This window comes from Exiguobacterium sp. s140, assembly GCF_018617035.1.
In the GTDB taxonomy this organism is placed as follows: Bacteria; Bacillota; Bacilli; order Exiguobacteriales; family Exiguobacteriaceae; genus Exiguobacterium; species Exiguobacterium profundum.
Map to the genome: position 1 here is coordinate 613878 of NZ_JACSJK010000001.1, position 12175 is coordinate 626052.

At 48.4% G+C, this 12175-nt stretch carries 13 protein-coding genes; 12 read left to right on the plus strand and 1 reads right to left on the minus strand.

Going from position 1 to position 12175, the window contains the following annotated elements:
• The first annotated feature begins 6 nt into the window (after positions 1–6).
• The 11 genes from KNO61_RS03190 (at position 7) to KNO61_RS03240 (ending at position 11151) form a co-directional block, all read left to right on the plus strand.
• Positions 7–1011: an aldose epimerase family protein gene (locus tag KNO61_RS03190; RefSeq protein ID WP_214684157.1), complete on the plus strand. Its 1005-nt coding sequence runs from the start codon at positions 7–9 to the stop codon at positions 1009–1011.
• The gene (locus KNO61_RS03195; RefSeq protein WP_214684159.1) at positions 1008–2177 is read left to right on the plus strand and encodes a sn-glycerol-1-phosphate dehydrogenase; all 1170 of its coding nucleotides are present in this window, start codon (positions 1008–1010) and stop codon (positions 2175–2177) included. Before KNO61_RS03190 ends, KNO61_RS03195 begins: the two co-directional genes overlap by 4 nt.
• Entirely contained in the window at positions 2174–3121 is a 948-nt protein-coding gene (locus KNO61_RS03200) for a glycoside hydrolase family 43 protein (RefSeq protein ID WP_214684161.1), read from the plus strand. Before KNO61_RS03195 ends, KNO61_RS03200 begins: the two co-directional genes overlap by 4 nt.
• Positions 3118–4062 carry a glycoside hydrolase family 43 protein gene (locus KNO61_RS03205; protein WP_214684162.1) on the plus strand — a complete coding sequence of 315 codons (945 nt, stop codon included), beginning with the start codon at positions 3118–3120 and terminating at the stop codon, positions 4060–4062. Before KNO61_RS03200 ends, KNO61_RS03205 begins: the two co-directional genes overlap by 4 nt.
• Before the next feature lie 988 nt (positions 4063–5050).
• Positions 5051–5509 (plus strand): CopY/TcrY family copper transport repressor, encoded by a 459-nt coding sequence (locus KNO61_RS03210; RefSeq protein ID WP_214730660.1) that lies wholly within the window; start codon positions 5051–5053, stop codon positions 5507–5509.
• Positions 5510–5565: 56 nt separating this feature from the next.
• Complete coding sequence (locus KNO61_RS03215; RefSeq protein WP_353048732.1) at positions 5566–5769, plus strand: cation transporter; 204 nt, start codon at positions 5566–5568, stop codon at positions 5767–5769.
• 18 nt (positions 5770–5787) lie between these two features.
• Entirely contained in the window at positions 5788–8247 is a 2460-nt protein-coding gene (locus KNO61_RS03220; protein WP_214730669.1) for a heavy metal translocating P-type ATPase, read from the plus strand.
• A gap of 14 nt (positions 8248–8261) precedes the next feature.
• Positions 8262–8537, plus strand: coding sequence for a glutaredoxin family protein (locus tag KNO61_RS03225; RefSeq protein ID WP_214684164.1), 276 nt, complete (start codon positions 8262–8264; stop codon positions 8535–8537).
• 142 nt (positions 8538–8679) lie between these two features.
• A complete protein-coding gene (locus KNO61_RS03230; RefSeq protein WP_214684165.1) occupies positions 8680–8922 on the plus strand; it encodes a heavy-metal-associated domain-containing protein in 243 nt (80 codons plus the stop codon).
• Positions 8923–8972: 50 nt separating this feature from the next.
• Positions 8973–9650: a hypothetical protein gene (locus KNO61_RS03235; RefSeq protein WP_353047363.1), complete on the plus strand. Its 678-nt coding sequence runs from the start codon at positions 8973–8975 to the stop codon at positions 9648–9650.
• A gap of 79 nt (positions 9651–9729) precedes the next feature.
• Positions 9730–11151, plus strand: a complete 1422-nt coding sequence (locus KNO61_RS03240) for an MATE family efflux transporter (protein WP_058765837.1) — start codon at positions 9730–9732, stop codon at positions 11149–11151.
• A 227-nt stretch (positions 11152–11378) separates the two neighbouring features.
• Here the strand turns inward: KNO61_RS03240 and KNO61_RS17160 are convergent, their stop codons facing one another.
• On the minus strand, positions 11379–11606 hold the full coding sequence (locus tag KNO61_RS17160) for a PRD domain-containing protein (RefSeq protein ID WP_270810937.1): 228 nt from the start codon (positions 11604–11606) through the stop codon (positions 11379–11381).
• 60 nt (positions 11607–11666) lie between these two features.
• On the opposite strand from KNO61_RS17160, the gene KNO61_RS03250 reads away from it, so the two are divergent.
• Positions 11667–11894, plus strand: coding sequence for an Lrp/AsnC ligand binding domain-containing protein (locus KNO61_RS03250; protein ID WP_214686849.1), 228 nt, complete (start codon positions 11667–11669; stop codon positions 11892–11894).
• Positions 11895–12175: the final 281 nt, after the last annotated feature.

Below are 12175 nucleotides of genomic sequence, written 5' to 3' on the forward strand. Positions count from 1 at the left end.
GATGTCATGAAGCGGCAACTAGAAACAGCGATTGACGAGTCGACAATTACGCTCGAGAACGATGTGTATCGATTGAACATATTGACTTACGGAGCGACGTTGCAAGAATTTTCGATTCAGGATGACGGCTGGAAAAATATCGTCTTGTCGTACGACACAGTCGAGGCGTACATGCAGGACACGTATTATTTGGGTGCGACGATCGGACGGGTCGCCGGACGGATCGACCAGAGTACGTTCGACCTGGATGGCGTGACGTATCACGTGCCTGCGAATGAAGGTGTCCATCACCTTCATGGCGGAAAAGGGTTGAACCGTCGCGTCTGGACGGTCGAACAGAGGACGTCCGACCGTGTGACGCTTCATTGCGTCAGTCCGGACGGAGAGAACGGATATCCCGGGACACTCGATGTCCGCGCCACGTTCGAACTGGCCGACCACGGCGTCACCATCACATACGAGGCGACCTCTGATCAAGATACGGTGTGTGATTTGACGAACCATACGTATTTCAACTTGAGCGGAGGTGAGCGGGACATCTTGAACCATGAGCTTACGTTGTCCGCCGACACGTTCGCTGAGCTGCGGGATGATTTGATTCCGACGGGTCGCTTGCTTGAAGTCGATCAGACAGCGTTTGATTTCCGGTCTGGTCGTGTCTTGGCGGACGGTCTCGAGTCAACCCATCCACAAAACGAATTGGTCAACGGCTATGACCATCCGTTCGTCTTCGCGGAGCGACGGGAAGCGAGACTATATGAGCGAGAGTCACAGCGAGAGTTGACGATCTCGACGACGGCCCCGGCCATCATCCTCTATTCTGGCAATCAGATGAACGAGACGACTTCATTGCGTGAAGGGACGTCGAGACGTCACTACGGCGTCTGTCTGGAACCGCAACACCTCCCTGATGCGTTTCACCACGAAACGTTCCCGTCGATTCGCTTGAAGGCGGGAGACACGTACCGTTGGCAAACGACGTACCGCGTCGAGACAGGAGTCAGCCGATGAACCTCGAACAGATTAACGAACACGTTCAAGCTTGTGATTGCGGGAACCCCCATCACGCGATCACGATTGAACGGATGGTCGCGTCCGAACACGTCTGGGTCGAATTGGCTGCGTTCGTCCACGAAAAAGAGTGGAACCGTCTCCTCGTCGTCGCCGACATGAATACCGAGCGCGTCGGGTTTCTCCCGCTACGAGAAGCCTTGATTGATATCGGAGTTGATGTGTCGCTCGTCTCGCTTCAAGCGGATGAGCAAGGCGACGTGTTGGCGGAGGAGCGCTCGGTCGTACAAGTATTGCTTCAACAAGATAAAACCGTCGACGCGCTCATTGCGCTAGGTGCCGGCACGATTCATGACGTCACCCGGTTCTGTGCGGCCAAAACGAAAGTACCGTTCATCTCGGTGCCGACCGCGCCGTCAGTGGACGGCTTCACGTCAAAAGGGGCGCCTCTCATTGTGAGAGGCAAGAAAATCACGTACCAGCTTGTTTCTCCGATTGCGGTGTTCGTCCCGAGTCAGGTGATTCGGAAGGCGCCGGACGCGTTGATCGCGGCCGGGGTCGGCGATATGCTCGGGAAATACACGTCTTTGTTGGACTGGCGGTTCGGAGCATTTGACGGCGGTGAACCGTTTTGTCCGGGCGCCGCATCACTGACGGAACAGGCGTTACAATCGTGTGTGGACGCCTTGCCTGCCATCTATAAACGAGACGCGGACGGATTGGATCAACTGATGGAGTCGTTACTATTGTCCGGAGTCGCCATGTTGATTTTCGGTCATTCGCATCCAGCTTCCGGGGGTGAGCATCACTTGTCCCACTATTGGGAGATGGACTTCATCGCCAACCATCGTCCGGCGGTCCTCCATGGAACGAAAGTCGCCATCGCCACGATGGAACTCATCGATTCCTATAAAACAATGATGCTTGAATGGTCCGACACGCCGGGCGCGCTACGGGCGTGGGCCGAGCAGATGCCGACGCGGCAAGAGTTCGAACACATCTTCCACGCGTTACAGGCACCGCTGCGGCCGGACGAGATCGGGGTCTCCTCGCTCCTGTTGGCGAGTAGCAAGAGAGAGGCGTACCGTTTGAGAGAACGACACACACTGTTAAAACATATGAGTTTGAACCGAACAGAATCTGAGATAGGGGAGCGTTCTTTATGAGAGAGACGATCACGAATCCGCTAGTGGAACAACGAGCGGACCCATGGATCATGCGCCATACAGATGGCTATTATTACTTCACGGCCTCGTTGCCGGACTTCACGGGCATCCCGCTCCGTCGGGCGAAGACGCTCGCGGCTTTGACCGAGGCGGAAGAACGAGTCGTCTGGACCAAACGTGAGACGGGCATCATGAGTGCGAACATCTGGGCCCCGGAATTACATCATATCCAAGGGAAATGGTACCTCTATTTCGCGGCCGCGCGAGAAGATCACGTCTTCGATCATCGGATGTATGTGCTCGAGAACAGCTCGGCGAATCCGCTCGAAGGGGAATGGGTCGAAAAAGGACAGGTCCGGACTTGGTGCGAATCGTTCGCGCTTGATGCGACGACGTTCGAGCACGAGGGGCGCCTTTATTATGTGTGGGCCCAAAAAGACCCGGCCATCGATGGTAACTCGAACCTCTACATCTCGGAGATGGAGAATCCGTGGACGCTCACAGGGCAACAGACGATGATTGCGACGCCGGAGTATGACTGGGAGAAGATTGGGTTCCTCGTGAACGAGGGCCCGGCCGTCTTGAAACGGAAAGGCCACATCTACATCACGTTCTCTGCGAGTGCGACGGACCATCACTACTGCATGGGCCTTCTGCGCGCTACGGTGACGAGCGATTTATTGGACGCGGCGAGTTGGACGAAGCATCCCGAACCGGTCTTTGGAACCGATGAAGCGGCGAGTCAGTATGGACCGGGCCACAACAGTTTTACGACATTAGAAGACGGGACAGACATACTCGTCTACCACGCCCGCAACTATAAAGAAATTGTCGGGGACCCGCTTTGGGACCCGAATCGACATACGCGTGTCCAACCGTTCATTTGGGATGAAGCCGGTCCTGTGTTCGGCCGACCGATACGTGACGAGGAGGTAGTAAGATGAACCAAGTAGAGGATCGACATTTGATTTTAGAACAGCGGGCCGACCCATGGGTCTACTTGCATACGGATGGCTATTACTACTTCACGGCGTCGGTGCCTGAGTATGACTTGATTGAGTTACGCCGCGCCAAGTCGCTTCAAGCGCTTCGGACGGCGGAGCCGGTGATCGCATGGGTCAAACACGAGACAGGCCCGATGAGCGACTTGATTTGGGCTCCTGAACTGCATTACATTCACGGCAAGTGGTACCTCTATTTTGCGGCCGCGAAGTCGCGGGGCATCGTCAACGGTCTGTTCGACCACCGCATGTTCGTATTGGAGAACGAATCGGCAAATCCGCTCGAAGGGGAATGGGCCGAAAAAGGCCAAATTCAGACCGAGTGGGATTCATTCGCACTCGATGCAACCGTGTTTGATCATAAAGGGACTCACTATTTGGTGTGGGCTCAAAAAGATCCGGCCATCGAGGGGAACTCTAATTTATACATCGCCGAACTCGAAAACCCATGGACGATCAAATTGCCGCAAGTCATGCTGACGAAGCCTGAGTATGACTGGGAGACACGTGGTTTCCTCGTCAATGAGGGGGCGGCTGTATTGAAGCGAAACGGCCACATCTTCATCACGTATTCGGCGAGTGCGACCGATGAGAATTACTGCATGGGTATGTTGTGCGCCTCGGAGGACGCTGATGTGTTAAACCCGGCATCGTGGTCGAAATCGTTCCGGCCGGTGTTCCAGACGAATGCCGACGTGAATCAATTCGGACCGGGTCACAATAGCTTTACCGTGAACGAGAAGGGAGAGGATGTCCTAATTTACCATGCTCGGACGTATACGGAAATCGAAGGGGATCCCCTCTACGATCCGAACCGTCATACACGCGCACAAGTGTTCACGTGGAATGAAGAAGGGCGCCCGGAATTCGGGAAGCCGCTCTAATCAGCAACAGATGCTCACACGTTATAGGCCCCTTCTTTGATGTTATTCGCTGAATCCACTCTAACCCTAAATCAATGCGTACATTGTGCATAGTCACCAAAAATTTATGGATAGTAGACTATCGTCGTATCGCTTTGTATTGATGGAGAGTGGTTAGTTGAAACCTATCTCAACATGAGGAAAGCACCTGGTCAAGAACCGGATGCTGTACGAAATCGAAGAAGTCGTGACAGAGGAGCAAGCAGAGATTGATGGGGTGTTCGCTATTTCCTTTGTGAGCGTAAAGAGAGATAGAACTTCAATGATCGATTAGTGGATTATATTTTGTTGCTTAGTAAATTCACTTCGAAAATAAGTTGATATTTCCTCTCAATTGCCCATGAGACCGGTAATTGTTTATCGCTTAACGAAATCAATTTCTCGAATAATTGGTTGATACTTAGCGTTGAACCATAGGAGACTGAATATGTTTTTTACTTCTTGTAACATACTGAATGATGTCACCTTGGTCTCATTAGATTATTTTTTGTATACAATACATTTAGTTTCTATATTCAGATTAATTGGATGAGAGCTTTTTTGGGAGTTCAAACATTGAATGGAACTTGTAGTGTAAGAAGGGATACATTTCGTCGTCGAAATGTATCCCTTCTTACACTTTTTCATTAACCAAGGTGCCTCCATACGAAAATAGCAATCGAATTATCAAGTTGATTGTAGGAACTCAGCAACAAAACCTTAAAGGCAGCACCTACTTTGTTTTATTACATCCTACTTTTTTGATTTTAAGAAATAGGAGAGTTCGATTGAGCCACAGCACCCGAGCCCTCTGTAGAGGCATTGAAGAGTTTTCTAGACAAGAATATAGCCAATGACGACTGAATATCGAACCCGAAAACATAATGGTTGACAGCAAACGTTTACGATTGTAAACTAAAAACAAATAAAACGTTTACGATTGTAAACTTAAAATTTGGAGGTTGGACAAATGGCTGAACATGTCGAAAAACAAATAACGGATTCAGAATGGGAAGTCATGCGTGTCGTTTGGGCCCAAAAGCACGTGACCAGTAAAGAAATCATCGAGGTATTGGAAAAGAAGATGAGCTGGAAGCCTGCGACGACGAAGACATTCATAGGGAGGCTCGTGAAAAAAGGGATGCTCTCAACCGAGGCCGAGGGGAATAAATTCATCTACTCTGCCAACATCGTTGAAGGCGACGTCATCAGAGAGACGTTACATGATCTACTCGATCATATCTGTGACAGGGATGTCGGGAACACCATCGGAACGATGATCACACAAGCGACACTAAGTGTACAGGATATCGAGAATCTCAAAAAAATCCTTGAGATGAAGGAAGGTGAAGCGGTGGAAAACATTCCATGTACTTGTACCCCAGGTCAATGCAGATGTCAGGACCATTCCTGTGGATCCAGACATTGAGTTTGAAATGACGTCATGAATGTGTTGAATAGGAGGAGATTCAAGATGAAAAAACGATTTTAACGATTAAAGGTATGTCGTGCGCTCATTGTGTCAACAAAGTCGAGTCAGCACTTGAAGGTCTGAATGGGATTGAAAGTGCGAAGGTCAACTTGAAGAAAGGCATCGCAAAAGTGAAGTACGACGAATCACGACTAGGTGTGAATGAATTTAAAGAAGTTGTGGGCGAGGTCGGATACGAAGTCGAATCGGCCCAATAAAAATGGAGGTAAGACGATATGGAGAGTAAGACATTTGCAGTGGAAGGGATGACCTGTGCGTCCTGCGTTCAGACAGTTGAAAAAGCAACCCAAAAATTGCCTGGCGTAGTGACCTCCAACGTCAACCTGGCGACAGGGAAATTGAGCATTCATTACGATGAGACGAAAATCTCGCCGCTAGATATTCAGACGACCGTCGAGAAGGCTGGCTACAAGGCCTCAACTGAGACCGAGCAAAGATCATTTGTCATCACAGGAATGACTTGTGCCTCATGTGTGCAGACGATTGAGAAGGCCACGAGGAAAATGGTGGGTGTGACTGAGTCGAATGTGAACTTGGCGACAGAAAAATTAGTCATTCGATATGATCCTCAGCTGGTGACTGTATCAGATGTCATCCGAGTGGTGGCAAACGCCGGATATGAGGCAAGAGAAGACCAAGAATCAGCGGATAGTCAAGATACCGAGAAAGAAAAGAAACTGAAAAAAATTCAATCGATGTGGAACCGATTTGTAGGGTCGGCGATTTTCACGATTCCATTACTCTATGTGGCGATGGGGCATGTGATCGGCCTACCCCTACCGATGGCATTGCATCCAACGATGAACCCAGAATTGTTCGCTGTCTTGCAGCTCATGATGACCATCCCAGTGATGTTATTCGGATGGAAATTCTTCTCCGTCGGATTTAAGACATTGTTCCGAGGGCATCCGAATATGGATTCACTTGTCGCACTAGGGACGAGCGCAGCCTTCTTCTATAGCGTCGGTGCTACCATGGCTATCCTCTCAGGTTATGAGGGATACGTGAATAGCCTCTACTATGAGACAGCCGCAGTCATTCTCACGCTGATCACATTAGGTAAATATCTTGAAGTCCGGACGATGGGTAAAACATCCGAAGCGATTGAAAAATTGATGGGACTGGCACCTAAGACGGCAAAGGTCGTCCGCAACGGACAAGAGTTAGAAGTATCAATCGACGAAGTCATCGTCGGCGACACGATTATCGTAAAGCCTGGTGAGAAGATTCCGGTGGATGGCGTGGTTCTATCAGGTAATACGTCTGTAGACGAATCCATGCTGACCGGTGAAAGTATCCCTGTTGAAAAAAATGTGGGTGCTCAAGTCATCGGTGCCAGCATCAACAAGAACGGGATCATCCAATACCGAGCCACGAAAGTCGGTAAGGATACGGCGCTATCTCAAATCATCAAATTGGTCGAGGATGCACAGGGCTCTCGAGCTCCTATCGCAAAACTGGCCGATATCATCTCCGGATACTTTGTACCGATTGTCATCGTCGTCGCGATCCTTTCAGGAATTGCATGGTATTTAGGCGGTCAGACCGGCCTCTTCGCCTTGACGATCACGATTTCAGTACTGGTCATCGCCTGCCCTTGTGCACTAGGTTTGGCCACACCAACAGCAATCATGGTGGGTACGGGCAAAGGTGCTGAGAATGGTGTGTTGATCAAGAGTGGCGGCGCCTTGGAGACGACCCATAAAGTCCAGACGATCGTGTTCGACAAGACAGGGACGATCACTGAAGGAAAACCGAAAGTGACAGATATCGTGACAGTGAATGGACATCAAGAAGATGAGTTGTTACGCTTGACCGCTTCCGCTGAAAAAGGGTCTGAACATCCATTGGGCGAAGCAATCGTAAGAGCGGCAGAGGACAGAATGATGCGTGTCATGGATATCGATCGTTTTGAAGCCATCCCAGGGCACGGGATCGAAGTCCTGATCGACGGAAAAGTCTTGCTTGCCGGAAACAGAAAATTGATGAAAGACCGCGGCATCTCACTGGATGTCCTTGAAGGCGCTTCAGACAAACTCGCACACCAAGGCAAGACGCCGATGTATATCGCGATTGACCAACAAATCGCAGGGATCATCGCTGTCGCAGACACCGTCAAAGAAAACAGTCGTAAAGCCATTCAGAAACTTCAACGAATGGGTATCGAAGTAGCCATGATCACCGGAGACAACAAAGGTACGGCCATGGCGATTGCGAGACAGGTCGGGATCGATCGGGTACTGAGTGAAGTGTTACCTGAAGATAAAGCGAACGAAGTGAAGAAGTTACAGGCCGAAGGGAAGAAGGTCGCAATGGTCGGTGATGGAATCAATGACGCACCAGCCTTGGCCCAAGCAGACATCGGAATCGCGATCGGTTCGGGTACTGACGTTGCGATCGAATCTGCAGACATCGTCTTGATGCGAAGCGATTTGATGGATGTACCTACAGCTGTCGAATTGAGCAAGTCAACCATCCGCAACATCAAACAGAACCTGTTTTGGGCATTTGCCTATAATGTCATGGGTATCCCGTTTGCGATGGGGATTGTTTATCTACTCGGCGGGCCCTTGTTGAACCCGATACTTGCCGGAGCGGCCATGAGTTTAAGCTCAGTCTCGGTCCTGGTGAACGCACTCCGTTTAAAACGATTCAAGCCTTCGATGATCAAATAAAAGGAGGGAGTGGGATGGATACAGCCCTACAGCTCGAGCTTTACACGCGTCCGACGTGTTCAGATTGTCAGGATGCCAAAAAATATTTAAAAACAACCTCAGTCCCTTATGTGAACAAAGATGTGGGTGCGAACCTTGACCTTGAACAAGAAATGGTAGCGATATCAGGGAATCGAATCGTACCACTGTTTGTCTTCTACAAAAAAGGGATGCTCAGAAAAAGAAGAGTAGTGAAGTACTTTGTTGGCTTCGAGAACAACAAAGAAGAGATTCTAACATTGCTACGATAAGCAACGATAGCTCACTCTCAGAACCTGTTGAAAGCGTGTCGCGCAATGAGGGACACGAACATAAGGTGGCGAGGGTGTAAAAAAATCGATACTTTTACACCCTACCCATGTATGGTAATTAAATAATCAGGAGGAACATATAATGAAAAAATCAACATTTCAGGTAGCGGGTATGTCTTGTGGATCTTGTATCAATAAGATTGAAGGACACGTTGGAAAGTTAGCGGGTATTGAATCAGTGAAGGTCAATCTTTCGGCGGGAGAGGTGGACGTGACGTTCGATGAAAGCCAACTCACACTTTCTGAGATTGAAACCGCAATTCAAGAGACTGGCTACGAGGTAACGGAGGCGGCCGTTAAAATCGGTTGTTCTTGCTGCAAGTAATGGAGGTCGAGTAACGGTGCGATCAAGGACTACACAAAGGAGTGTTAAACGTGAAAGACCATGGACATCATCATATGAAGAACTTGACGGGAAATGAAGTGTCTGTAGAAGCTAAATATGAATTCGGGAAAATCAGTATCGAGTTAAAGGATCAACATCAGCAAGCCCCGGAACTCGAAGTCAGCCATGAAAAGGAATTCCATTTGATTCTCGTGAACGAAGACCTAACTGAGTACCGACACCTCCATCCGTTTAAAAAGGGTGAGGGTCGATTCGAGCACCCCGTCCAACTTGAGGCAGGGGCGTATAAACTCTTCGTGGATATTCAGCCTAAGGGACGGGCATATCAAGTGAAGCCGGTTCACTTACAGATTGATCATCAGTCCTCTTCCTCTATCGAATCGTCACTTAAAGTGGATGAGCGTCTGACGAAGACGATCGAAGGTCATACCGTCGAGCTGTCGATTGACTCTTTAAAAGCGCATGTCCCGACTGTCTTCAGCTATGACACCAAAGAAAGTAACCCGGAGCCATACCTTGGAGCACTTGGTCATGTCGTCATCTTGGATGAAGCCGGAGAACAGTTTATCCATGTGCATCCTTCTTCTCATGATACGACGGAATTTGAGACGGTCTTCCATAAACCTGGCCTTTACAAGGTCTGGGCCGAATTCCAGTTCCATGGGACTGTGCACACCTATCCTTTCGTCATTCGTGTCTCAGATTGACCATGAGCGACCCATGGTTCCTCGTTGGGTCGCTTTCCTGTAATCGTTGTAAGCATAATTTTCGAAGGAGAGGACTCAGATGATAGAAAGTGAGCGGCTGGACACTCATGGTGATCGAAAAACCAAGATGAAATTCATCCTTCTACTCGCGTTACCAGCGGTTGCCGAGAATTTTTTCCAAACGTTGCTCGGATTTGTCGATACGCTGTTCGTCTCAAGAATCGGCCTAGCAGAAGTGTCAGCGGTAGGAGTGACGAATGCCATCCTCGCCATCTACTTTGCTGTCTTTATGGCAATCGGTGTGGCAGTAAACGTTTATGTCGCCAATAACTTAGGCTCAGAACGAATCGAGCGCGCGAGACATATCGCGCAGCAGGCCATCGTCCTATCTGTCGTGGTCGGGGTGACCTTTGGGGTCGTGACGCTATTTTTCGCTGAGCCTCTCCTGAGGTTGATGGGGGTGGAGAATGACGTTTTAGAAGCTGGTAGCACCTACTTCAAAATTGTCGGGATCCCATCGATCGTGATGGCATTGATGTTTGTGCTCAGTAGTATCTTACGAGGTGCGGGAGATACAAAATCACCGATGAAGGTAAGCATCGTCATCAATGTCGTCAATATTGTGCTCGACTATATGTTGATTTTCGGTTTTTGGATCATCCCCGAACTTGGTCTCGTCGGAGCGGCACTCGCGACCGTCATCGCCCGGCTCGTCGGGACGCTCTTATTGATGAACTATATTCGTAAGACGGAAGTGATCGCCTTCAGGAAAGATTTCTGGAGACCGGATCTCGAACACCAGTTGGAGCTCGTGAACCTTGGAAGCCCGGCGGCTATCGAGCGATTGGTCATGAGAGCCGGACAGATCGTGTATTTCGGATTCATCGTGGTACTCGGGACGAACACCTTCGCCGCGCATCAAATTGCAGGGAATCTAGAGGTGTTCTCTTATATGTTGGCATATGGTTTCGCGACAGCAGCAACCATTCTCGTCGGTCGCAACATCGGAGCGGGAGACCACGAGACCGCCAAAGAATATGCCAGATTGAGCACGTTCATGGCGATGGGCTTCATGTCCTTATTCGGGGTCGTCTTATTCTTCTTCGGAGGATGGGCAGGTTCACTTTTCACCGACGATCCCCAAGTCATCAAAGACATCGATGTCGCGTTAAAAATAGCAGCGGTCTTCCAGCCTTTCCTAGCAGTTGTCCTTGTATTGACCGGTGGATTCCAAGGAGCAAACAATACGAAGTTTCCAATGTATCTGACCACGATCGGTATGTGGGTGATCCGGACTGGGGCAGTATATGTATTGGCGATTCAGATGCAGATGGGCATTGCAGGAGTGTGGATCGCCATCGGTCTAGACATCGTCTTTAAGGCGATCGTCCTTTGGATTCAATTCAGCCGAGGGCGTTGGATTGTAGTGGAATCCGAACCGCAGAAGCCCTGTCATCCCAAAACTAAGCATGAAGACGTGCGATGTATAAATAATTATTAACACTTGACTGAAATTGTAGGAAAGAGCAAAGTTGTTCTTTCCTTTTATTTTTTCTGAAAAAGTTATTAAAGGAGCCCGTCACGCCGATTTAAAGAAATCGAATCAGTGGTGAAAAACACACATATGTCATGCGGCCTATAGCTGCTCGATTATAAAAAATGGATATTTTTTTGTTCAGTATAGAAAAAACCTGGTCTTCGTCAAAAAGAACCAGGTAATTAAGAAAGTTATTGTTTATTCAAATCCATATTAGTTGTCAGTCGATGAATATGAACGGCTAGATAAGCTAGTTCCTCATTAGGAATTGTCACACCGTGCAACTGTTTAAGGTAGTCCCGTACTTTGAATGAACCATTCATGGCCTTTGGGTAGATGTTCGCAATCTGTTCAAATAGTTGATCGGATTCTTCATTCAATATTTTTCCAGCATAAAAGCGTTCAGCGAAATATTTCACATGTGTGATGAATCATGAATAACGAATATCTTCTTCATCGGTTTCAATATTGTAAGCATTATGAAAACGTCCAATCATGAGAAGTTTATTCAATTTCTAAACGAGCGCCAAGAAGTAGTGGAAGCCCATCGTGTATCAGGAGAAGGATGTTACCACCTAAAAATAAAAGTGACATCTCAGGAAGAACTGAATCTCTTTCTAAATTCGATTCTTGAATACGGGAATTATACGCTTTACTTGTCTATCAACGAAATCAAGCGGCGTCTCTCGCCAATAAAAGACGTATAAAATATATCGCTAGCTGTACAAAAGTTGATAGAGACAGTTAAACACCTTAGAAAAATCATTTAATTCTATGAAAAAGCTCAAATTCTTGTGAACTGCCCCATAAAAATTGGACATAAAAAAATCTAACTTTGGGCTAACCTAAATTTTTGAGACAATATAAAAACACCTTCGCAGTGGTCCACTTTAAAAAAGTGCTGGCATCGGAGGTGTTTTTGCGTGGGCAAAAACGTATATTCAAGTGAAGTGAAGTGAAGTGAAGTGAAGTGAAGTGAAGTGAAGTG

Excerpts from the sequence above, each read along its gene's own strand:
- KNO61_RS03230 (WP_214684165.1), top strand. The coding sequence starts at position 8,680 with ATGAAAAAATCAACATTTCAGGTAGCGGGTATGTCTTGTGGATCTTGT.
- KNO61_RS03190 (WP_214684157.1), top strand. The coding sequence starts at position 7 with ATGAAGCGGCAACTAGAAACAGCGATTGACGAGTCGACAATTACGCTC.
- KNO61_RS03205 (WP_214684162.1), top strand. The coding sequence starts at position 3,118 with ATGAACCAAGTAGAGGATCGACATTTGATTTTAGAACAGCGGGCCGAC.
- KNO61_RS03220 (WP_214730669.1), top strand. The coding sequence starts at position 5,788 with ATGGAGAGTAAGACATTTGCAGTGGAAGGGATGACCTGTGCGTCCTGC.
- KNO61_RS03195 (WP_214684159.1), top strand. The coding sequence starts at position 1,008 with ATGAACCTCGAACAGATTAACGAACACGTTCAAGCTTGTGATTGCGGG.
- KNO61_RS03225 (WP_214684164.1), top strand. The coding sequence starts at position 8,262 with ATGGATACAGCCCTACAGCTCGAGCTTTACACGCGTCCGACGTGTTCA.
- KNO61_RS03250 (WP_214686849.1), top strand. The coding sequence starts at position 11,667 with ATGAAAACGTCCAATCATGAGAAGTTTATTCAATTTCTAAACGAGCGC.
- KNO61_RS03240 (WP_058765837.1), top strand. The coding sequence starts at position 9,730 with ATGATAGAAAGTGAGCGGCTGGACACTCATGGTGATCGAAAAACCAAG.
- KNO61_RS03200 (WP_214684161.1), top strand. The coding sequence starts at position 2,174 with ATGAGAGAGACGATCACGAATCCGCTAGTGGAACAACGAGCGGACCCA.
- KNO61_RS03210 (WP_214730660.1), top strand. The coding sequence starts at position 5,051 with ATGGCTGAACATGTCGAAAAACAAATAACGGATTCAGAATGGGAAGTC.